Origin of the sequence: Desertibacillus haloalkaliphilus (assembly GCF_019039105.1) — a bacterium.
Classification (GTDB): Bacteria; Bacillota; Bacilli; order Bacillales; family KJ1-10-99; genus Desertibacillus; species Desertibacillus haloalkaliphilus.
The window spans coordinates 107,567-131,070 of the sequence record NZ_JAHPIV010000006.1 but is presented as its reverse complement, the minus strand read 5'-3'; the positions used below and the strand labels follow the sequence as shown (position 1 = coordinate 131,070).

19 protein-coding genes are annotated in these 23,504 nt (G+C 42.7%); 17 read left to right on the top strand and 2 right to left on the bottom strand.

The features are described 5' to 3' along the window. Positions 1-42: 42 nt before the first annotated feature. Positions 43-1,440 (top strand): Fe-S cluster assembly protein SufB, encoded by a 1,398-nt coding sequence (gene sufB, locus KH400_RS08340; RefSeq protein ID WP_217223886.1) that lies wholly within the window; start codon positions 43-45, stop codon positions 1,438-1,440. Positions 1,441-1,889: 449 nt separating this feature from the next. Continuing rightward, positions 1,890-2,672 (top strand): DODA-type extradiol aromatic ring-opening family dioxygenase, encoded by a 783-nt coding sequence (locus tag KH400_RS08335; protein WP_217223885.1) that lies wholly within the window; start codon positions 1,890-1,892, stop codon positions 2,670-2,672. 226 nt (positions 2,673-2,898) lie between these two features. Here the strand turns inward: KH400_RS08335 and KH400_RS08330 are convergent, their stop codons facing one another. Together KH400_RS08330 and KH400_RS08325 are read right to left on the bottom strand one after the other, a co-directional pair. Then, positions 2,899-3,222, bottom strand: a complete 324-nt coding sequence (locus KH400_RS08330) for a protease complex subunit PrcB family protein (RefSeq protein ID WP_217223884.1) — start codon at positions 3,220-3,222, stop codon at positions 2,899-2,901. 128 nt (positions 3,223-3,350) lie between these two features. Then, entirely contained in the window at positions 3,351-4,706 is a 1,356-nt protein-coding gene (locus KH400_RS08325) for an aspartate aminotransferase family protein (protein ID WP_217223882.1), read from the bottom strand. Positions 4,707-5,004: 298 nt separating this feature from the next. Between KH400_RS08325 and KH400_RS08320 the strand changes: the two genes are divergently transcribed. The 15 genes from KH400_RS08320 to KH400_RS08250 all read left to right on the top strand — a co-directional run bounded on the left by KH400_RS08320 (position 5,005) and on the right by KH400_RS08250 (position 23,475). After that, positions 5,005-5,850 (top strand): DUF72 domain-containing protein, encoded by an 846-nt coding sequence (locus KH400_RS08320; protein ID WP_217223880.1) that lies wholly within the window; start codon positions 5,005-5,007, stop codon positions 5,848-5,850. 306 nt (positions 5,851-6,156) lie between these two features. Beyond that, positions 6,157-7,614 (top strand): spore germination protein, encoded by a 1,458-nt coding sequence (locus KH400_RS08315; RefSeq protein WP_312889095.1) that lies wholly within the window; start codon positions 6,157-6,159, stop codon positions 7,612-7,614. A gap of 26 nt (positions 7,615-7,640) precedes the next feature. Continuing rightward, positions 7,641-8,804: a Ger(x)C family spore germination protein gene (locus tag KH400_RS08310; RefSeq protein ID WP_217223876.1), complete on the top strand. Its 1,164-nt coding sequence runs from the start codon at positions 7,641-7,643 to the stop codon at positions 8,802-8,804. Between the two features lie 7 nt (positions 8,805-8,811). Beyond that, the gene (locus tag KH400_RS08305; protein ID WP_217223874.1) at positions 8,812-9,033 is read left to right on the top strand and encodes a hypothetical protein; all 222 of its coding nucleotides are present in this window, start codon (positions 8,812-8,814) and stop codon (positions 9,031-9,033) included. Further along, positions 9,030-10,121 carry a GerAB/ArcD/ProY family transporter gene (locus tag KH400_RS08300; protein WP_217223872.1) on the top strand — a complete coding sequence of 364 codons (1,092 nt, stop codon included), beginning with the start codon at positions 9,030-9,032 and terminating at the stop codon, positions 10,119-10,121. Before KH400_RS08305 ends, KH400_RS08300 begins: the two co-directional genes overlap by 4 nt. Positions 10,122-10,767: 646 nt before the next feature. Further along, complete coding sequence (locus KH400_RS08295; RefSeq protein WP_246589462.1) at positions 10,768-12,741, top strand: TRAP transporter permease; 1,974 nt, start codon at positions 10,768-10,770, stop codon at positions 12,739-12,741. A gap of 72 nt (positions 12,742-12,813) precedes the next feature. Continuing rightward, positions 12,814-13,785 carry a TAXI family TRAP transporter solute-binding subunit gene (locus KH400_RS08290; protein ID WP_217223870.1) on the top strand — a complete coding sequence of 324 codons (972 nt, stop codon included), beginning with the start codon at positions 12,814-12,816 and terminating at the stop codon, positions 13,783-13,785. 78 nt (positions 13,786-13,863) lie between these two features. Next, positions 13,864-14,544 carry a GntR family transcriptional regulator gene (locus tag KH400_RS08285; RefSeq protein ID WP_246589461.1) on the top strand — a complete coding sequence of 227 codons (681 nt, stop codon included), beginning with the start codon at positions 13,864-13,866 and terminating at the stop codon, positions 14,542-14,544. Positions 14,545-14,602: 58 nt separating this feature from the next. After that, positions 14,603-15,469: a fumarylacetoacetate hydrolase family protein gene (locus tag KH400_RS08280; RefSeq protein WP_217223868.1), complete on the top strand. Its 867-nt coding sequence runs from the start codon at positions 14,603-14,605 to the stop codon at positions 15,467-15,469. Between the two features lie 18 nt (positions 15,470-15,487). Continuing rightward, positions 15,488-16,705: an L-2-hydroxyglutarate dehydrogenase gene (gene lhgD, locus KH400_RS08275; protein WP_217223866.1), complete on the top strand. Its 1,218-nt coding sequence runs from the start codon at positions 15,488-15,490 to the stop codon at positions 16,703-16,705. 45 nt (positions 16,706-16,750) lie between these two features. After that, positions 16,751-17,080, top strand: a complete 330-nt coding sequence (locus KH400_RS08270; protein ID WP_217223864.1) for a DUF3870 domain-containing protein — start codon at positions 16,751-16,753, stop codon at positions 17,078-17,080. Between the two features lie 322 nt (positions 17,081-17,402). After that, positions 17,403-18,335, top strand: a complete 933-nt coding sequence (gene glaH, locus KH400_RS08265) for a glutarate dioxygenase GlaH (protein WP_217223862.1) — start codon at positions 17,403-17,405, stop codon at positions 18,333-18,335. A gap of 322 nt (positions 18,336-18,657) precedes the next feature. Then, positions 18,658-19,401 carry a sulfite exporter TauE/SafE family protein gene (locus KH400_RS08260; protein ID WP_217224051.1) on the top strand — a complete coding sequence of 248 codons (744 nt, stop codon included), beginning with the start codon at positions 18,658-18,660 and terminating at the stop codon, positions 19,399-19,401. A gap of 686 nt (positions 19,402-20,087) precedes the next feature. Then, a complete protein-coding gene (locus KH400_RS08255; protein ID WP_217223860.1) occupies positions 20,088-22,130 on the top strand; it encodes a transporter substrate-binding domain-containing protein in 2,043 nt (680 codons plus the stop codon). Further along, entirely contained in the window at positions 22,108-23,475 is a 1,368-nt protein-coding gene (locus KH400_RS08250) for a sigma-54-dependent transcriptional regulator (RefSeq protein ID WP_217223858.1), read from the top strand. The genes KH400_RS08255 and KH400_RS08250 overlap by 23 nt, the downstream gene beginning before the upstream one ends. Positions 23,476-23,504 lie beyond the last annotated feature (29 nt).

Here is a 23,504-nt window from a genome sequence, read left to right as displayed (position 1 = left end):
CTTTTAAAAAAAGCATGCAAACATTTAAAGGGAGGTTTTCTCATGGCAAAGAAAATGCCGGAAATCGGAGAATATAAATATGGTTTTGCTGATAAAGACGTTTCGATTTTCCGTTCGAAGCGAGGCTTAACTCGTGAGATTGTTGAAGAGATTTCAAAAATGAAGGAAGAGCCTGAGTGGATGCTTGAGTTCCGTCTTAAGTCATTAGAGCAATTCTACAAAATGCCAATGCCACAATGGGGCGGCGACCTTGCTGAATTAGACTTTGACGACATCACGTACTACGTTAAGCCATCTGAGAAATCAGAGAAATCTTGGGATGAAGTTCCTGAGGAAATTAAGAACACATTTGATAAGTTAGGGATTCCTGAAGCAGAGCAGAAGTATCTTGCTGGGGTATCTGCGCAATATGAGTCTGAGGTTGTTTACCACAACATGCAAGAGGACCTTGAAGAAAAAGGTATTCTTTTCACAGATACAGATACAGCGCTAAAAGAGCACGAAGAAATTTTCCGTGAGTACTTCGGTACAGTGATTCCTCCGTCAGATAACAAGTTTGCGGCATTAAACTCTGCGGTTTGGTCTGGTGGATCATTCATCTACGTACCAAAAGGTGTGAAGACAGATACACCTCTACAAGCGTATTTCCGTATTAACTCTGAAAACATGGGGCAATTCGAGCGTACGTTAATCATCGCTGATGAAGATAGCTCTGTTCACTATGTTGAGGGCTGTACGGCGCCGGTTTACTCAACAAACTCACTACACAGTGCGGTTGTTGAGATCATCGTTAACAAAGATGCATACTGCCGTTACACAACGATCCAAAACTGGGCACCAAACATTTTCAACCTTGTTACAAAGCGTGCCGTTGCTTATGAAAATGCAACAATGGAATGGGTTGACGGTAACATCGGTTCAAAAGTAACGATGAAATACCCAGCGGTTATTATGAAAGGTGAAGGTGCAAAAGGTACGATCCTTTCGATTGCGATTGCAGGTAAAGGACAGCACCAAGATGCTGGTGCGAAAGTATTACACCTTGCGCCAAACTGTTCATCAACAATCGTATCGAAATCAATCTCAAAACACGGTGGTAAAGTTACGTACCGTGGGATTGCACACTTCGGACGCAAATCTGAAGGGTCAAAATCTAAGATTGAGTGTGATACGTTAATCATGGATAACGAATCAACATCAGATACAATTCCGTACAATGAGATTCTAAACAACAACATTACGCTTGAGCACGAAGCGACGGTTTCAAAAGTATCTGAAGATCAATTATTCTACTTGATGAGCCGCGGTATTTCTGAGCAAGAAGCAACAGAGATGATCGTTATGGGATTCATCGAGCCATTCACAAAAGAACTACCAATGGAATATGCCGTAGAAATGAACCGCCTCATCAAATTCGAAATGGAAGGTTCAATCGGTTAAGGAATGAAGCACCGCGTTATGCGGTGCTTTTTTTTGGGTTGGGAGTGCAGAGGCGGATATGAGGTAAAATAGCGGAGGAGACGACGATGAGGCTCCGTGAGGGCATCGGGTGTGATGAGGGACAAGATGAGAGCAGAAGTAGAGGGTAATGTCTTTGATGGCGGTTATGAAGGACAAACAGAGAGTGAAAGAGATGAGAAATGTCCTTCATCGATGTTATGAAGGACAAAATGAGAGTGAAAATCATGAGAAATGTCCTTCATGGGTGTAATGAAGGACAAACTGAGGGTAGGAGTCGAGAGAAATGTCCTTCATCGGTGTAATGAAGGACAAAATAAGAGTGAGAGCCATGTGAAATGTCCTTCACAAGAGCCGTTTGTTGTACAAGCCCACCGATATTTCGGTATAATCAAGAAAAAGCAGTGAACCGAAAGGAGATTCAATTCAAAATGATGCCATCTTTGTTTGTTGCACATGGAGCACCGTTATTAGCACTTGAAAATAATGAATACACGAGATATTTAAAACAGGTAGCTGATGAACTGCCACGTCCAAAAGCAATTGTCTTATTTTCAGCCCATTGGGAGTCGCTCACTCAAAAAGTAAGTGATGTTGAGACATTTGATACGATTTACGATTTTGGTGGCTTTCCTCAAGAGTTATTCGAAATGAAGTATCCTGCAAAAGGGGAGCCGACACTCACAAAAGAGATTATTGATCGTTTTCAACAGCATGGCATAAGTTATGAAGTTGACCCGAAGCGCGGCTTAGATCATGGTGCATGGGTTGTGCTGAAACTCATGTATCCAGAAGTAGATATTCCGGTCATATCGATGTCAGTGAATCCGCACCTCGATCCTCGTAGTCAGTATGAGATCGGACAGTCACTGGCGGAGCTACGAGAAAAGGATGTATTAATCGTTGGTAGTGGTGGTACCGTTCATAATCTTGGCGTTGTTAATATGGGGCAAGATGATGGTGTCGTTGATACATGGGCAGTTCAGTTTGATCAGTGGTTAGAAGAGAAGCTTTTAAAATGGGATCTTGATGCGCTGTTTGCCTACCGAGAGCAAGCACCGTCTGCGCAGATGGCTGTACCGTCATTTGGAGTCGAGCATTTTGTGCCGATTTTTTATGCGATGGGAGCAGCGTCAGATGAGCAAAAAGCGAGCTTGCTTCATCGGAGTTTTCGATATCGAAATTTAAGTCATAGTGTTTGGCGGTTTGGGTAAAGGGTCGGAGTGCGCCAGCAAGGAGGGTAAGTCATTGAAGTAGTCTTACTCGCGCTGCCTTAGATTGAGTTAGAGGGATAGGTCCCTTCTGAAGATCAGCTATATCGTTGAAGGGTAAAGGGCCCCGGAGTGCGCTAGCAAAAAGGTTGTCCGATAAGTCAGCCTAAGCACCTCGTTTAGGCACAATAAAAAGACAAAGACATATTGTGCCTGAGGTGGACGGTGGCTAGACGAGGGTAGCTTCTTGTTGGCCATTTCGCCAAATGACTAAGACGGGTAAGGTTGTGCGATCTAACTTGACAACTTTCGTTGGATAGGTGATCACTTGGGTGACGAAGTCATAAGGACCAGGGGCGATTTCGCGAGCCTGGATGACGACTTTGTCGTTTTTTTCTCGAATGCTCGTAACTTCGATGCTATACCCTCCAGTTGGACGCATGCCGAGTGCGAGGATGATATAGGTGTGGCGCTGGTCTGTGTAGCGTTCAATCCCACCTTCTTCCTTAATGCTTTCTAGTTTGTCGATAACAGCTTGGGGATAATCATTCATGGCAATCGCAATCTTCCTTTCTTCATCTAGGGTACGTTGCAGTTTGATGACGTTTTAAAAAATTTGCCTGGGGCCCCTCTAAGTTTTGAGCAAAGGGGGGACCCTGGTTAAATTGTGCTTTCAATCAGTTAGCTTCCGAGTTCTGATTTGATTGCGTCTTTCATTGTTTTAACGATGAAAGTGAAGTCGTCGTCTGTGATTGATAGTGGTGGAGAGAGGGTTAGGATGTTGTTGAATCCGGCGACGGTGTCAGACGTTTTACTGATAATGAGACCATGTTGTTTACAGGCAGCGACGATGCGTTTTAGGAGGTCTTCATCGGCTGGTTGTTTTGTTTGCTTATCTTTAACGAGTTCAATGCCAAGGAGCAAGCCTTTTCCGCGGATATCACCTACTTGTGGAAGATCTTTTAGCTCGCTCATCTCATCGAGCAGGCGTTCACCGAGTTCGGCCGAGCGTTCGACGAGCTTTTCGCTCTCAAGAATTTCTAAGTTTTTGATCGCAACGATACAGCTTGCAGGGTGACCGCCGAATGTGTTGACATGGCGGAAGTGGTCGTGTTTGTCTTCGCCTTGGAAAGCCTCATAGATCTCTCGTTTTACTGCGGTTGCTGATAGAGGGAGGTAAGAGCTTGTGAGTCCTTTAGCCATCGTAATAATGTCCGGCTTTACGTCGTAGTTCATATACCCAAGCTTTTTCCCTGTGCGCCCGAATCCGCAAATAACTTCATCAGAAATCAATAAGGCACCGTGCTCATCGCAAATCTCGCGAACTTTTTTCATATAATCGTCATGAGGAACGAGGATACCGCCACCAGTGATGACCGGTTCCATAATCACTGCAGCTACTGTATCATCTAGTTCCCACGTCATCGTTCGCTCGATTTCTGATGCGCATTCGAGGTTACAACTGTCCTTTGTCTTTCCAAATGGACAGCGATAGCAATCTGGTGGGGAGACATGTAAAAAGCCTGGTGCAAGTGGTTCATATTTATACTTCCGTTGGGCTTGCCCAGTGGCGGCTAATGTTGCGATCGTATTGCCGTGATAAGAGCGATAACGAGAGATGAATTTGTGTCGGTTTGGTTCCCCTTTTTGTTCGTAATATTGACGGACGAGTTTAAAGGCTGTTTCATTCGCCTCTGAACCGCTGTTAGAAAAAAAGTAGACATAATCATCATCAAGCCATTCATTCAATTTTTCACTTAATTCAATGGCTGCTGTGTGACTTTGCATGAGCGGGTAAAAAGGCATTTCAAGCATTTGCGCGTAAGCAGCTTCAGCAATCTCTTTTCTGCCGTACCCAGCATTGACAGACCATAGCCCCGCCATCCCATCTAAATACCGATTTCCCTCAATATCGGTCACCCAAGCGCCATCAGCTTTTGCAGCGATTAGTGATTGCTTTACTTTCGCTGGACGCATCCCGTGCCAGATGTTTTTTTGGTCTTTCTCGTGATAAAATTGAATTTGCTCTTTATCCATATTAAAAAACCCCCTTACCGAAGTATTTCAGGAAGCAGTGAACATCAATACATATCTATTCTAGGTTAGAGGAATTTAAACCACATTTTAGTAATTAGTGGTTAGGGATTAGTCGGTTAGTGGTTAGTAGTTAGTTGTTAGGAAAACATTAGGGTGAACAGTGCAGCAAAGAGCTGCCCGAAGCCTACCAAACTACCCAACTTAAGTTAGCCATTAGTCATTAGGAAAACATTGGAGTAAAAGATGCCTCCGTGAGTTGCTCACCCCCCTAACCAACTAAGTAGAAAGGAGTACAGTGATGATTTATATTGGTTTGACTGGCTGGGGAGACCATGATGACCTTTATACGAGTGATGGCAGTCAACAGGAAAAGCTTAAATCGTACAGTGGTCACTTTCCAATCGTTGAAGTTGATGCTTCGTTTTACGCCGTTCAGCCGCACCGCAATTATGAAAAATGGGTCCGTGAGACGCCTGATGATTTTCGTTTTATCGTTAAAGCGTACCAGGGAATCACCGGTCATAATCGTGGGCAAAGTCCATTTGATTCGCGTGAGCAGATGTACGAAGCGTTTGTTGATTCATTAGAGCCACTCATTCGCACCGGGAAGCTAGCGATGGTGCTCTGTCAGTTTCCGCCGTGGTTCGATTGTAAGAAAGAGCATGTTCAGTTGTTGAGGTATTGTAAAGCGCAGTTAGAGGGATTGCCAGCTGCGTTAGAATTTCGCCATCAGTCATGGTTCTCAACTAACTTTCGGGAGAAAACATTAGCTTTTATGGAGCAAGAGGGTTGGATCCACAGCATTTGTGATGAACCGCAAGCAGGGAGTGGCTCTGTGCCAACCGTTTTAAAGCCGACAGATTCAAACGTCAGCTTAGTTCGGATGCATGGACGCAATCAGTACGGCTGGAACGACCCGGGCACCGGCAATTGGCGGGATGTTCGTTATCTGTATAAGTATAACGAAGAGGAATTGCTTGAATGGAAGAAAAACCTCGAACAGCTTCAACAGCAAACAGAAGATATCTACGTCTTGTTTAACAACAATTCAGGGGGAGATGCGGCTGGCAATGCAAAGCAATTGATTGAGCTTCTCGGCATTGAATATGAGGGACTGGCCCCAAGACAGCTAGATTTATTTTAAAAGGATTGTTCTCAAAAATGGTGATTTGTTACCTATTGGGAACAATCTTTTTTGTGTTGGACTGGCTTATTAATGAGGATTCTAAGTTGCAGTTATGCTGACATTTTTATGGATAAGCTACCTTGCTTTGGAGATGATAACAAATACATCCTCAGAAAGGGAAGCCGCTGTAGAAAGACGGATGTTTCAGTGGCTTTGATCAAGTGCAATTCAAAAGGGGAGCTGGTCTTTTTTAGTAGTCTCGGCAAAGCGAGGTGTTTACATATTAAAAAGCCAATATTCAAGCAGCCGCTTGGTGTTGATATAGTGAAAAATAAGACCAATTTAGAAAAAAAGCTGAAAGACTGCTCAGATGTCGTTTTTCGTAAGCTGAAAATTGGTCCGAAATATGCGTATCTCATTTTTATTGATGGGCTTGTCGATACGGCGAGTCTAGAGTTTCATGCGATTCATGAATTGTATGAGTATGAAGGTAAAGACGTAACCATTGCGACAATTGAGGAACAGCTCGTATCAATCGCGGAGATCTCAAAGAAGACGTTCATCGAAGATATCGTTGATGAAGTTGTTAGCGGTAATACGGCGTTAGTTGTTGATGGCATCAATGAAGCGATTTTATTTGAAGCAAACGGTTTTGAAACGCGTGGAATTACAGAGCCAGAAACAGAATCAAGTATTCGGGGGCCACGGGAAGGGTTTAATGAAAATTTAGCAACAAGTATTGCTCTCCTACGTCGAAAGCTACGGACGAAAAATTTAAAATACCTTAATCGAAAGGTAGGGACAGAAACGCAAACGAAATTAGTTGTTGCTTATTTAGATGGCCTTGCTAGCCAAGAACTTGTCGATGAGGTGCAACGTCGTCTTGACCGGATTGAGATCGATGGGGTGCTTGAAAGTGGTTATATCGAGGAGTTAATTGAAGACAATCCATCAAGTTTGTTTCCACAAATTCAAATCACAGAACGACCGGATACCGTTGCGGCGAACTTGTTAGAAGGGCGAGTCGCGATCTTAATCGATGGTACACCCTTTGCAATGGTAATGCCAGTAACGTTTTGGCAGCTATTTCAGGCAAGTGAGGATTATTATAGTCGTTTTTATATTTCGATTTTCTTACGCTGGGTTCGTTTTATCTTTTTATCAGTTGCCATATTCTTACCAGCTGTATATATCGCTTTGACGACGTTTCATTACGAGATGATCCCGACCAAACTGTTATTTACGTTTGCGGCAAGTCGGGAAGCGATTCCGTTTCCAGCCTTTGTTGAGGCGATTTTAATGGAATTAGCCTTTGAAGCCTTGCGTGAAGCGGGAGTACGATTGCCAAAAACGATCGGCCAAGCGGTTAGTATTTTAGGGGCACTCGTCATTGGAACAGCGGCAGTAGAAGCGGGGATCGTTTCTGCACCAATGGTTATCGTTGTCTCCTTAACGGGGATTGCTTCGTTTACGATTCCGCGCTTTAATGTGGCGATTTCGATTCGGTTATTACGGTTTCCGATGATGATTTTAGCAGCGATTTTTGGCTTATTTGGCATTATCATTGGGACGGTCTTTTTACTAACTCATTTATGCAAATTACGTTCATTTGGCGTTCCATATTTAGCACCATTAGCACCACTTTCTGTTAATGAATTAAAAGATGTATTCATTCGTACACCATGGTGGGCAATGGAGAAACGACCGAAACATATTGTCGCAAACAATATGAAGCGTGAATCGGTCAATTTAAAACCATCCCCAGATACGAATGATAATTAAACACTCCAAATGCTGGAGGGAAGCGCATGAAGAAAAGGTTACTGCTATTACTCATTTTTATTGTGCTATTTGTACAAGTCGGTTGTTGGGATCGAATTGAAGTAAATGATGTCGCGGTCGTTAGTGCCACGAGTATTGACCGCCTTGAAAGTGGAAAATTTATCGTCGGTGAACAAATCCCATTACCTGGTGCGATGGGTGGTGCCGGTAGTGAGGGTGGCGGCGGTGGTACAACAGGAGGCGATCCATTTTATGTCGATGCAGGTGTTGGAGAAAGTGTTCGTCGTGCCCAAGATGACCTGCAGCAACGGTTGTCTCGTAGCTTGCGCTATGGTCATCGCCGTGTCATTTTGTTCGGTAAAGATGCTGCTAAAGCAGGATTAGGGAAAAAACTTGATGTACTTACTCGCAACATTGAAGGGCGCTTGACGACAAATGTGTTTATGACTGAGGGCCAGGCGATTGATGTAATAGCTGTTAACCCAGAGCTCGAACAGCTCGGTGCTGAGGCGATTCGCGAAATTGGTAACGCCCGCTATGAACAGTCGATTGGTGAATTTTTAAAGGATTTTCAGCGTGACGGGATGGACCCAATGTTACCCGTTGTTGATGTTGCTGAAAACAATAATCCGAACCCGGAAGCTAGGTCCGAGCAAGTGCAAATTAAGCGAGTGGGCATTTTTAAAGAAGATCAGCTTGAATTTATCACAACAGAAAAGGAGAGTAAAGGTGTATCATGGATGATGGAACTGATGCATGGTAATTATGTCACGTTACCTGTTGGTGATAGAAACTACCTTAATATCTGGATGAAAGATCAGACCGCAACCATTGATTACGAAATTGAAAATGATAAACCGAAGTTTTTAGTGACGATTGATACACAAGCAATGATCTTGGAAAACCAATCCGATTTAAACTTAGAGGAACCAAGTGTGTTTGATACAGTCGAAAAAGCATTAAAAGAAGAAATTGAGGGTCATGTTAATGAAATCTTTACAGCGACCCTTTCAAGAGGAATTGATACGTTTGGATTAGGTTGGTTACTAAGGCGTCGTGAACCTAACAAATGGAAGGAATGGAAGGAGCACTGGCGAGAATTACTACCTGAGCTTGAAATTGAAATCACGGTGGAATCGCCTGTTCAAGCGACTGGGTTAACGAGTAAAGGGATTGGTGTAAAGGAGTGAACAGCCAATGATAGAAGTAGTATTTATATGGGTGTCATTACTTATCACCTATCTGTTTGGGCGAAAATCGTTTAAAAAACACCAAGGAGAGAAGGTTCTTTATTTATCGACTTCAGCAGTTGTTGCGATTGTTTCACTATACCTTATTCCAGGTGATAAGCTATTTGTTTATATAGAATGGTTATCGGCAACGTTTGGAGCCTGGACAGAATTGGTGGTTGGAAAATGAAAAAGCAGATCTCAAACCTTCAAGTCGCCTTTATGTCTGCGAATATGGTTGTTGCGCTGGCACTTGTTAATATTCCGCAAGCGTTTGCTGACCTTGCGATGCAAAATTCATGGGCTGTTCCGGTCGTGTTGTTTGTGTTTGCATTCATTATCATTCAACTTGCGTTCTTTGGGATGAATAAACTAAAAGACATACAAACGATTTGGGATACAAACTCATGGATCACGAAGTTAATAGCGATGGCGTTTATTTTATTGCTTGCACATCTATTTATTCGTGACATTCGGATCATTTCTTCGTTTGTCATGTCCACCTTGTTGCCACTTACGCCAAGGTTTGTGATTAGTATCTTGATTATTGCAGCTGTACTGTATCTTGCATGGTCTGGTTTAGAAGTGATTGCAAGATTTACTGAAGTGATTTTTTTGGTTTTTATTCCAGTCATAGTGTTCATTCCTATTTCGCTAATTAACGAATTTGAATTTAGTAATTTTGAGCCGGCTTTACAGTTGGAAGCGATCCCGTCGCTATTGCAAGCGTCATTTATAGGGTTTGCCTGGGTAGGGGAAGTTGTTGCTATCCTACTAATCATTCATACGGTAAAACCGTTTAAAGATGCGAAGCGTTCTGTCATACTCGGGGCAGGGGTTGGCCTCTTTTTACTCTTTGTGCTTATCCTATCTTCAATTGCTGTCATCGGTGCAGAAGTGATTCGCTATAATCTGTACCCAACGTACCGTATAGTGCAACATATTCGTTTAACCGAGTTTCTTGATCGCCTTGATTTAGTGCTCGTTGCGCTTTATTTTCCAACGGTGTTTGCAAAAATGGCCCTTGTCTTATATGGGATCAAACGTGCCGTCGCACTACTTACAAAAAAGAAGTCTAAATTCACGCTTGTACCCATCGTAATATTATTAGCGTTATGTGCAAATCTTTTCTTTCGAAATACGGGGGAGTTGTTTTATTTCTCCACATTTACGTGGGCAACACTTGGCTTATTGTTAGAAGTGATTATTGTGATTCTGTTTATGTTATTGGTTAGGAAAAATCGTAAGCAGCAAGGGGTGTCGCAACAATCGAAGTGATCTTGTGAAAGAAATGAACGACGGTATTAGATATTTAGATATGTGAGAAAACGACTTGTTGCGTGGCAGCAGGTCGTTTTTGGTTGTTGTGGACAAGGGGACGGAGTGCGCTGGCAAGGATGAGGAGCAAAGTAGTTATCTTACTCGCACTTTTTTCTACTGTGACTCTTTTTGGATCCAATTTACAAAAGGTATTGATTTTAGAAATGATAGAGATGTAATTATTTTTACGTTATCTCATGTGAATTGATCCTTAAACTTACTGTTTCACTGGTTTTGTTAAGTTTAGAACAAAAAAATGAGGGAATTTACTGAATATTATTGCATCGTGTTGCGGCGTGTGGTAAACTTCATTTTGTATCCAATATACATTTACTACTTTTGAAATGGTGTTTATGTTAATTGGAGGTAGAACCCTTTGTGATCGCTATTAACGATTGTTAGTGGGTTTTGTCACTTAAATATAGTGTGAGATTCCAGTTTTTATTGGATACAATGTAAGCGTTTTTATACTTTTTGGTTTAAAAAGAGAGATTGGTGAGGGTGAATGAGGTCGCCGCGTATGCACATAGAGGGTTATGGATCCGAAATGGTGTGAGCGCGTTTGTGAAAAAGATCTAATTTAGCTTAGAGGGAGGGGAAATGCTTGAGTATTTTTAAGAAAAAACAAGACATTACTGAAGTGAATCAAGAAGAACTGGTGAAAAAGCTTGACTCAGATTCTAACATTAGGTCCTATGTTGGACCAATGCTTAAGGTCATCACAGTTATTGCAATTATTTGGTCTTTGTTTCAAATTTATGTGACAAGCTTTGGTGTGTTGGAAGCGATTAAGTTACGAGCATGGCATCTTGGCTTTTTGTTAGTCTTTACCTTTCTACTATTTCCAGCAAATAAAAAGAAAAATAAGCAACGGAAATTGCCGACCGCATGGGACATCGTCTGTATCTTGCTAACCGTGGTCTCAGTTGGTTACTTGCTTCTCACGTTTGATGATTTTGCAAGAAATAGAGCCGGCGTTCATGTGCCGCTTGATTATTTTTTTGGCGGGATCGGAATACTGATGGTGTTTGAGGCGAGTCGGAGAGCAATTGGAAATGCGCTGACAATCATTGCGGCTGTTTTTCTTCTCTATAATTTAGTTGGGGTCTACTTCTCCGGGCCGTTAGGTCATAGCGGATTCAGTGTCAACCGGATCATAGACATTATGTTCTGGGGTACGCAAGGGATTTTTGGAATTGCTTTAGGTGTTTCTGCGACCTATATTTTCCTGTTCGTTCTCTTTGGTGCATTTCTTAAGAATAGTGGTTTTACAGACTTTATTAATGACTTGGCTCTAACCATTGCTGGTCGATCAGCTGGAGGACCGGCGAAGGTCTCAGTTATCGGAAGTGGCTTTATGGGAATGGTAAATGGAAGTGCTGTAGGTAACGTTGTTACGACTGGATCGGTGACCATTCCACTCATGAAGCGTACTGGATACAAGTCGCACTTTTCAGGATCTGTAGAAGCCGTTTCCTCAACAGGGGGGTTGTTTGCACCACCAATCATGGGGGCAGCCGGTTTTATTATGGCGGAGTTCATTGGTGTTCCTTATACAACAGTCATTTTGGCAGCGATTATTCCAGCAATTTTATATTATGTGACGGTCTTTATGGTTGTTCACTTTGAAGCAAAAAAGTTAGGACTAGAAGGGATTTCAAAGGAAAATATCCCGAATGCGCTTAAGGTATTAAAGGAAGGCGGGCACTTGCTGATTCCCCTGGTTGTCCTCGTTGGCTTATTGGTGTATGGGGTTACGCCATTATACGCGGCTGTTTGGTCGCTCTTTTCCACAGTTGTTGCAAGTTGGTTAAGAAAGTCAACGCGAATGGATATGAAAACAATTATTCGTTCGATAGAAGAAGGGACAAAGGCAGCTGTTGGTGTTGGTGTTGCTTGTGCAATTGTTGGTGTGGTCGTTGGGACGGTCTCATTAACAAGCTTAGGTCTAGTGTTAGGGAATAACATCCTTCATTTTGCAGGAGAGAGTGTATTTTTAGCTGCTGTACTAACAATGCTTGTTAGTATTGTGATGGGGATGGGTGTACCGGCAACTGCTGCTTACATTATTGTAGCTACAGTTTCGGCGCCACTGTTAGTCGAGCTCGGCGTTCCTGTCTTAGCGGCTCACATGTTTGCATTCTACTATGCAGCATTATCAAGTATTACACCTCCAGTGGCGCTTGCTTCTTATGCAGCTGCTGGGATCGCGAAGGCTTCTCCTAATAAAGTCTCTTGGACAGCGATGCGTGTTGGGATTACCGGGTTTATCATTCCGTTTTTCTTCTTATTTAATCCGGTCCTACTGTTTAATGGTGAGAGTGTCGTTGCGAGCTTTCTTGCACTGCTAACTGCGCTTGTTGGGGTTGTCTCACTTGCATCAGCCTTACAAGGTTGGCTCGTAACAAGGGTAAATCTTGTTGAGCGCCTGCTCTTATTTACGAGTGCATTCCTATTAATTGAGCCTGCGCTCATTTATGACTTAATAGGTATTGCATTGTTGCTATTGCTTATTATCTCGCAAGGGTTGAGGCAGAAGAAGCGACAACCGGCAAGTATGAAGCCGGCAGCATCTTAAGCCACTATGAATCTATGAATTAACTTTATGTTAGACATAAAAATATACGAAACCATAGGAGGAGAGGAAATTATGTTCAAAAAATTAGTCGTTCCATTCATTTTAGGTACTTCTTTACTAGCTGCAGGCTGTAGCTCAGATGGTGCAGGTGGTAGTGGGGAAGATCGCATTAACTTTGCAACAGGGACTACAACAGGGATTTACTATCCATCTGGTTCAATCATTTCTGACTTGTGGTCCAATGAGATTGAAGATATAACAGCAAGCTCACAAGCTTCAAATGGGAGTGTTCAAAACATTAACTTTATCCAGCAAGGTGAAGCCGATGTTGGCTGGACAACAGCTGGGGTTGCTATTGACGCTTATAATGGCGATGCTTCCTTTGATGGTCGTGCATATGAAGATTTACGAGTGATTGCCGCCTTATATCCAAACTACAACTATTTCGTAGCAAGGGATGGCGGTGGAGTTGAGGAGATCGCCGATGTTGAAGGAAAGCAATTTGCACCAGGTGCAACTGGAAGTGCGACTGAGACAGAGGCAGAGCGTACAATTGGGCTTTATGGGTTAACGTTTGATGATGTAAATACAAACTTTGTTGGCTTTACTGAAGCGACTGACTTAATGAGAAATAATCAAATTGACGCGGCGATGGTGAACGCTGGGATACCGACATCTGCCGTATCAGAGATGCTTTCAACAGCTGATGGAAAGTTATTAAGCATGGAACAGGATAAGATTGATGAATTAATGGCAGATAATCCGTTTTACGTTCAATTAGACATTCCGGCTGGAACCTATGAAAACCAAGATTATGATGTGAAAACCGTTGCTCAGTATAACTTTATTGTGGCAGACGCAAGAATGTCTGATGAAGTTGCATATGAACTTGTAAGTACATTGTGGGAAAACTTAGATGACATTAAAGGGTCTCATGGTGTGTTTGAGCAATTTGATGTCCAATTAGCAACAGAAGGGATTGCCAATGTACCAGTGCACCCAGGAGCTGAGCGTTACTACCAAGAGCAGGGGGTTATCGAGTAATCGGAAACTTTGGTATTCTAAAAAAGGGCTCTCTAATTAAGAGAGAGTCCTAATTCAATTGTAAGAGGTGGTTTGTAATTGGGTAATGAAATGAAAGACAAAGCCACGGTTTTATACTATGTGACAACAAGTTTAAGGCAAGCCATTCTAGACGGCACATTGAAAAAAGGAGAACGACTTAAACAAGAAGAGTGGGCAACGAGGTTAGGAGTTAGCCGTATGCCTGTTCGTGAAGCGTTACGTCAATTGCAAATCGAAGGGCTTGTCAAAATTGAACCACATCGTGGGGCCATCGTCACCCCAATTACGGTTGAGGATATCGAAGAAATATATCATACCCGCTCATTTTTAGAAGGATTAGCGGTTGAAAAGTCATTACCGTATTTAACACGAGAAGATAAAGAAGAACTAGGGAGTACTTTAATAAAGATGGAATCGTTACAGCTTACTGCTGAGACGAATGATTACTATGTGAATTTAAATGCTAATTTCCATAAAACATTACGAAAAGGCTGCCCGTGGACGCGGGTGCATACAATGGTGGAGAGCCTGGGGATTTCGCCAATCGCCCCGAGTTTGCTTGTCGATCATTACCCTGAAACTCAACGGGAGCATCGGATGATTTACGAGGCGGTTATGCGTGATGATCCGCAAGAGTTGCGTACAGCGATCGAGTATCACATTTTGCGTACGAAAAATAACTTAATCTCAGTAATGAAACAGATGCAGCCACAAGAAAGTGAATCAGACGGGTCGTAGATGTTAGAGCAATGAATCAACTACTAAACTAATACTAAAATGAAATGAGGAAATCGTTATGAGATTAGCTACTGTAAAACATAACCAAACAGAAAAAGCAGCTATTGTAGATGGAGGAAACGTTTATCTAATTGAAGAGATTAATAAGCAACTAGATAAGAACTGGTCGACAGATGTGTTTGCGATCATTGAAAAAGGCGAGTTAGAGCAAATCAACACGTGGTACCAACGTGATGGGGTTCTAGGTGATGGTTTGCAAGCCATTCCTCAAGCTGACGTAGACTTCGGACCGTTATACCGTCATCCACGAAAAATTTGGGGCATTGGTCTGAACTATGTAGAGCATGCGGCTGATTTAAGTGAAAAGTCACCGAATACCGAGCCGGCAAGTTTTATGAAGCCGGATACAACCATTATTGGCCCGAAAGATACGATCAACATTCCAAAGCAGTCAGAGCGAACGACAGCTGAAGCTGAACTTGGGATTATCATCGGCAAGGAATGTAAAGACGTTTCTGCTGAAAACGCAAAAGATGTAATTGCTGGTTTTACAACGATCATTGATATGACTGCTGAAGATATTTTGCAGCGAAACCCAAGGTACTTAACTCGGTCGAAAAGCTTTGATACATTCTTTAGTTTTGGACCACAGCTAGTGACAGCTGATGAAGTTGAAGATGTGTTAACACTGGAAGTATCAACGATGATTAATGGTGAACTGCATCGAAAGAATGTTGTTGAAAATATGACGTTCCGACCGTGGGATTTAGTTTCATTTCACTCACAAGTAATGACGTTATTGCCAGGTGATATCATTTCAACAGGTACGCCGGGAGCGGTCGTGATTCGTGATGGTGACGTCGTCGAATGTCGGATTGATGGATTTGAAACGCTAGTTAACTCAGTCATTGATTTAAAAAAATAAATAACTGGAGGGAGTACAATGTTTGATTTTGCAATCGTAGGTGGAGGGATTGTAGGCCTTTCAACTGGAATGGCTTTGTATGAACGGTACCCAAATGCGAAGGTGCTCGTGATTGAAAAAGAGAAGCAACTAGCAGAGCATCAAACGGGACATAACAGTGGTGTGATTCACTCAGGAATCTATTATAAGCCTGGTAGTTTCAAAGCTAGGTTCGCACGACAAGGTAGTCAATCGATGACGCGTTTTTGTCAGGAGCATGACATTGAACATGATATCTGTGGAAAAGTGATCGTCGCAACAAACCAAGAGGAACTACCGTTACTAGAAAACTTGTATAATCGTGGCCTGGAAAATGAGCTCGCGATTCAAAAAATAGGCCCTGATGAATTAAAGGAAATTGAACCACATGTTCGTGGTGTTGGTGCGATTCGTGTACCAATGGCGGGGATTGTAAACTATCGTCAAGTGAGTGAAAAGTTCGGTGAGATTATTCGTGAGCGTGGTGGCGAAATCCAGCTTGGTACAAAAGTTGAAAAGATTCATGAAAATGACGACGGTGTTGTCATTGAGACAGATAAAGATACGCACCGTGCACGTGTTGTCATTAATTGTGCTGGTCTTCATAGTGATCGTGTTGCCAAAAGTACCGGTTACCAAACAGATATGAAGATCGTTCCGTTTCGAGGCGAATATTTTAAGCTAAAGCCTGAAAAACGCTACCTAGTGAAAAACTTAATTTATCCGGTTCCTAACCCGAACTTCCCATTTTTAGGTGTTCATTTCACGCGCATGATTGGTGGGGAAGTGGATGCGGGGCCGAATGCTGTCTTAAGTTTTAAACGTGAAGGTTATAAAAAGACAGACTTTAGTGCAAGAGATTTTTCAGAAGTGATGCGTTACGGCGGATTTTGGAAGCTTGCGAGCAAGTTTATGAAAGAAGGGCTTGAAGAAATGTATCGATCAGTCAGTAAGGCGAGATTTGTTGAGAGCTTGCAACAATTAATTCCTGAAATTACCGCAGATGACCTTGTCCCAGGACCAGCGGGCGTGCGCGCGCAAGCTCTAAAGCATGATGGTGGATTAGTAGATGACTTCCACATTATTTTAGGGAAGAAAAGTGTTCACGTCTGTAATGCGCCATCACCAGCAGCAACCGCATCGATTGAGATCGGTAAGGAAGTAGTCAGCCGCATTCCGGCACAAGAGCATTTAAAAGCTGCAGCGATCATTTCGTAACGTCTAGGTGACCTACAGCAAGGAAGAAAGGGGAGATTGGCAGCGATGATTAATACAAATACGATGTTTATAGCGGGGCACGCGCGTTTGCCACAAGGGATGGCGGCGAAAAGTGTATTTGATACACTAACCATTACAGCGGAAGTGGACCGCAAGTATGGCGTTATCTTAGAGGCTTCTTGTACACTTGCAACCGAGCATGGCCGAGAATTTGTAGGTTCCTTGCTCAAAGGGGTTAGCTTAAATGATGGAATTGAAGAGCCGCTTCAGGCATTACAAAACTATTATCGCGGTAAGGCGACACACGCACTTGCTGCGGCCTTAAAGGATCTACACTTGCATTTCCAGCAAGTGAAAGCTGAAGAAAAGAATTGAATCATTCAAAATTTTTAGATAAAACCATTGACTTCTGTATTCACTGTGCTTATAATATAAAGTATAAAGAAGAACACATACTCACCTTTGATTGATTACCCTTTCAAAATCGTGAGTACGAATAGATAAGGTCACATAATAGGGTGAAAAAAGAATAAACGAAACTGTACGATTTACTATGACTCTACTTGCCGTAGAGCAGTTCAGTAAATAATGGCCAGTTGTATTTTGGACGCTACGCGTAGCTCCTTAATATGGCTGGTCATTTTTATTTTCTCCTATCAGGCCAAAACAACTATCCAAATACAGGGAGGAATTTATAATGGCAACTGTCGAGCAAAAAGCAATGAAGTTTGTACAATCAAAAGAGGCATTTGAGGTGAAACCACATCCGCAAAGTAACCGTCTCTATCATATTGAAATTAAAAAAGAGGTTGTAAAAAGTTTTCTAGATCAAGTGAGTGATATTTCTGTCCAACGGTTAGAATATGTCCCGTATATGCGCCACATTGTTGCGAATACGCTAGAAACATTAATGGGTGAAAACTTCCGCGAGTTAATTCGCAGCATCATTCATGATCGTGAATCGGGTGGGTTTACAATCGGTGTTCAAGGTGCCACTGAGGACAAAGAAGAGTATGTGAAGTTTGGGACAGCTCTTGCTTACATTGCCGGCATTCCGAACTTTGATGCGATGAGCGGCAAATACTATGCGCGCTTTACGGTGAAAGATACAGACAATAGTGATTCGTACTTGCGTCAAGCGTACCGCACATTTACGCTTCATACAGATGGAACATTCGTCAATGAGCCAACGGATTGGCTAATTATGATGAAAATGCATGAAGAGAATGCGAAGGGTGGCGAGTCTCGTCTCCTTCACCTAGATGATTGGGATGAACTTGATAAGTTCGCGAATGATCCACTTGGTAGCCACCAATTCACATATAAAGCGCCAGCGAGTAAAAATGTCGATGAAGATGTGCTTCGTACAACATTCTTTAAAGACAACAACAAACATTGCATCTGCTTTATTGATCAATTTGTTTACCCTGAAACAGTGGACCAAGCGAAATATCTACAAGAAATGTCTGAGTCACTTGAAAACGATGACAGTGTGATTGAGTTAGAATTACCAGTTGGCGACTTAGTTTTAGTTAATAACTTGTTCTGGATGCATGGGCGTGCAGCCTTTGAAAAAGATCCGAACTTAAATCGCGAGCTTATGCGTTTACGCGGACGTTTTACAAAATAATCGGTGCATTAAATCTATTCTCTTACCCCAGACAAGAACGTGTTTCGGTTGATCTGAAACGCGTTCTTTCATTTTGCTTTGATATTTTTCAGAAGGTTCATTCGGGTAGAGGTACTCAGACGCTAGGAATCTAATAAACTAGTAATAATGAGAAAAATTGTTATAATAGATCGTATTCAAATGGTGTTTTGCAATGGCTCCGCTCATTGCTTCAAGTCTATTCAAAAGGGGGAAACACCCCTTTTTGAATAGACTTTAATAGAATGAAAATTCGATCAAGAGGAAAGAAGGGAACTGTTTGTTCGTAGAAGCTAGTCTAGAAATGATCTTATTTTTAATTATTGCAGGATTTATTGCCGCCTTTATTGACTCAGTCGTCGGTGGCGGAGGTTTGATCTCACTACCCGCACTGCTTTTTACCGGGATGAGTCCAGCACAAGCATTAGGGACAAATAAGCTAGCAAGCTCAATGGGCTCGTTTACGAGTATGCTTACGTTTATGCGCTCGGGGAAAGTGAACCTCTCGCTGGTCGCAAAACTGTTCCCGTTATCGTTAATCGGTTCAGCGATTGGTGCTTATATCGCGTGGTCCATCCCATCAGAATTTTTAGAGCCAATTGTGTTGATTCTCTTAGTCTTTGTGGCGATCTATACGATAAAAAACAAAAACTGGGGCCGAGTCTCTACATACGGCGGTCTATCAAAGAAATCATCAGTATTAATTGTTTTAGCTGCTTTTGTGATTGGTTTTTATGATGGTTTTCTTGGGCCGGGAACGGGTTCGTTTTTATTATTTTCCTTTTTGTTACTTGGGTTTGACTTTGTTGAGTCAGCCGGGAATACGAAGGTGTTGAACTTTGCGAGTAATCTAGCAGCACTTGTGACGTTTAGTTTATTAGATTCGGTTCATATGACGTATGGGTTGATTATGGGTGCGTCGATGGTGGTTGGTGCTTTTGTCGGTGCGCGTTTTGCGATTAGGCAAGGGGTTTCGTATATTCGGGTTATTTTTATCACAATTACCGTCATTTTTATCGGGAAAAACTTGTGGGATTATTTTATGTGAAGTCGGATAGTTGGTTAGTTGGATAGGAAAGGCTTATTGAAGGTTAGATGAAGTGTTTTCCTAATCACTAATGACTAACCAACTAACTACTAAATATATTGAGTGGAGTCGTTCGACCCTGGACGTGGAGCCAATTACGAGTGCTTATGCAAACCAAGGGCGGGCTTTCATAAGCCCTCTGCATTGTCCCCCTACGTCGACTACCGTCGCCGCAAACGGTTAACACCGTTTGGGGTCTCACTCATCGTGGGTGGGAAAGTCTCTCTCTTTTTGAAGGGGGGTTACGAATGTTGGGTGTTGGGATGAAGGGGAGAGTGTCCGCTCGGTGATATGGAAAAGTCCTTCATAAAGGCGATGAAGGACAAAAGAATCGAAACCAGCTATAGAAATGTCCTTCATAAGGGCGATGAAGGACAAAGCGGGCGAAATCAGCCAAAGAAAAGTCCTTCATAAGGGTGATGAAGGACAAAGCCATCAGAATCATCCCCTGAAAAGTCCTTCACAATGCAGCTGAAGGACAAACTCCCTGGCAGCTACTATATAATCACCGAAGCGAGCCCCTTTCCCTTCCTAACCCCTACCCCTTAACAACTAACCAGCTAATCCCTAACCACTCCCTCTTATTATGTAGCGATCTCAATTTTCAGTTATAATAGAAAGATCTAGGCTTTAAGAAGGGGGAACCTATGGGCAGCAAGAGAATTTCATTCATTTTTTTCGCACTTATTTGTTTTTTTATTATTACTCAGGTTGCTGTTGCCGAGGATGCGCTTGAGCCTGGCGGGCAGGGGACAGAACCGTTGCTTGTCGCTGTACATCGTGATTTTGCGCCGATTCAATTTGAAGAAGATGGTGAATACAAAGGCTTTGCGGTTGAGTTATTCAAGGAGCTCGCTCGTGTGCAGGAGCTTGAGTATCAATTTGTACCAATGACGTTGGTAGATGCTGTGGAAGCGGTTGATCGGGGTGATATCGATTTGATTTTAGGGATGCCGTTTTCAGAGCAGCATGCGGAATCTGTGGATTTTACTAATCAGTTCCTTGCTTCATCGATTGGGGTCGTTACGAAGAGTGATGCGGAGATTACGGGTGTTGCTGATTTGTCAGGAACGCTCGTCTCTATTCAGCGTGGGACAGCACAATATGATTTTATGAAAAATATTCGTGGCATCCACTACTTAACGACAACGAATGCGGTCCATGCGCTTGAATTATTACTCGCTGAGAGAAGTCAGGCGTTTGTTGGGGATACACTCGTTGCTAGTGAATTTTTACGTGATGCTGGCGTTGAAGATGACTATCATTTCGTTGAAAGTTATTTACTTCCGATTGATTATACGATCGGTGTTCCAAAAGGAAATTTTCAATTGATGGGGCAGCTTAATCGAGGCTTACGAACAGTCATTAGTGATGGCACGTACCATGAATTGTACGATAAATGGCTTCAGCAGCCGGAAGATGAACTCGCAGATCTTCTGCTCTTAATTATAAAAATCATAGTCGGACTTTTCTTGGTGGCACTTTTGCTCTTTTTCCTTGGGTACCGTTGGAACAAGCAACTGCAGCGTGAAGTCGAACGAAAAACACGTGATTTACATGTCGTCAATCGTCATCTGCAAACACAGATTGAAAAGACAAAAAATAGTCACCTCTTTAGCCAGCAACTGCTAAATAGCAGTCCGCGTGGGATCATTTCGTGTAATCGTGATGGTGTGATTTCGTCAATCAATCCGAAGGCGGAGGCGTTTGCCGGTGTTTCCACTGATGTTGTTGGTAAAAAGGCAACCGATGTTCCGCTCGTGAACCTCTTACTCAAGGACGAACTGCCGACATTTTTTGAAACGGCACATGCGGCGAAAAACCAGGCTAAAGAAGCGAAATGGCAAAGAGATGACGGGCAAAAGTTTTTCATCCGTTACTTTGTTTATCCGCTCTATAATTTTGAAGAGAAAGTCATCGGTCTGATTTTGACGTTTGAAGATATAACCGAAGAGAGTAAGCTTCGCAAGCAAGTGTTTGAGCAGGAAAAGAATCAAGCGTTAACCCGACTAGTTGCAGGGATCGCCCATGAAATTCGCAATCCATTTACATCGATTAAAACATTTGTGGAGTTAATCCCACGCAAATTTGACAATGAGCGGTTTCGCCAGGAAATTGCGACTCATGTCCCGCAGGAAATTGAACGCTTAAGTGAATTGATTGAGGGTCTGATCGATTATACGAAACCACGCAAGCTTAACCGTGAGTTAGTCGAAACGGCAGAACTCGTGCAATCATCACTCGTTTTATTTGAAGCGACGATTCGAAAAAAAGGCTTTGCTCTGCATACCGACCTTGCTTCAAACCTGTGGATCAAGGTTGACCGTAACCAGTTGAAGCAAGTGCTGATTAACTTACTGATTAATAGTATTGACGCACTCGAGCTTAAAGAGACAGCTGAACCATTAGCACTTACTGTTCGTGCGTATGAAGAAAACAATGATGTTGTGATTGCGGTGACCGATCAAGGGGTAGGGATGAGTGAAGCGGATATTCAAATCGCCTTTGATCCGTTTTTTACAACGAAGCCAAAAGGGACAGGCCTTGGTCTGGCGATTACTAAGCAATATGTCAAAGAAAATGACGGTCAGTTAGAAGTATTTAGTAAAAAGGGCGTCGGAACAACGATTTTATTACGCTTTGAGAAGGAGAAGGGGGATGACGTAAGTGGAAAAAATTCTAATCATTGATGATGAAGCGTCGATTTGTTCGTCACTCGAATTTGCTCTAGAAGATGGTTATGACGTTTATTCGACGACAGATCCGGCTAATGGTGTTGAGCAAATCAAGCAGCAGCCGTTTGACCTTTGCCTCCTCGACTTAAGAATTGGTGATGTCGACGGGATTGAGCTGTTAGAAGAAATCAAAAAAGTGCAAGCGGATGTTGTTGTCATCATGATCACCGCTTATGGAACGATCTCTTCATCGGTCGAAGCTGTGCAAAAAGGGGCGTATTCCTATTTAACGAAGCCGATTAATATCGACGAGCTGTATGCGGTCATTGATAAAGCGTTAGAGTTTAAACGTCTCAACGATCAAGTCGAATATTTAAAAGGCCAACTTGAACGCAAGTATCGCTATGAAGGCATCGTCGGTCAAAGCCCAAAAATGGAGTCGGTGTTCCGTTTGATTGAAAAAGTAAAAGATGTTGATACGAGCGTGTTAATCGTCGGGGAAAGTGGGACCGGAAAAGAGCTCGTCGCACGCTCGATTCATTTTTCTGGTAAGCGTAGTGGTGAGCATTTTGAAGTTGTCAATTGTGCGGCCATCCCTGAACACTTGCTCGAAAGTGAATTGTTTGGGTATGAAAAAGGCGCGTTCACAGGTGCAACTGGTAAAAAAGAAGGGAAGTTTGAGCTCGCCAATCATGGTACGATCTTTTTAGATGAGATCGGTGATATGCCACTCGCTCTTCAAGTCAAGCTCTTGCGCGTTCTTCAGCGTAAGGAAGTCACACCGCTTGGCTCAACAAAAACATTAAAGCTTGATGTTCGCGTGATTGCTGCCACGAATAAAGATTTAAAAAAAGCGGTTGAAAAAGGCGAATTCAGAGAGGATTTATACTTCCGCTTAAATGTCATTGAAATTGGCCTGCCGCCACTGAGGGAACGAAAAGAAGATATTGAGTACTTGATTCAATATTTTATAAAAGAGTTTAATGAGAGTTTAGGAAAAGAAATCAAGGGGGTAAGCGCTGAAGCGAAAGAGTGCTTGCTTGATTATGAGTATCCTGGCAACATTCGTGAGCTTGGCAATACGATCGAAGCAGCGATTGTTATTTCTGATGGACCTTATATTGAAGTTGGGGACCTGCCAGCAGTCATGCGAAAAGATAAACAACCACGTAAACCACCAGAAGATGTCTCGATTGACTCGTTTGTCGGGCTAACGACGAAAGAAGTCGAGAAACAGCTGATTTTAGCGACACTTGAATACAATAACGGTCATCGCCGTAACACCGCAGAAATGCTTGGCATTAGTGAACGTAATTTGCGGGAGAAACTAAAGCTCTATCAAGGGCAAGAGGAACAATAACGGCAGTTTTGACCCGGCAAAAAAATCCG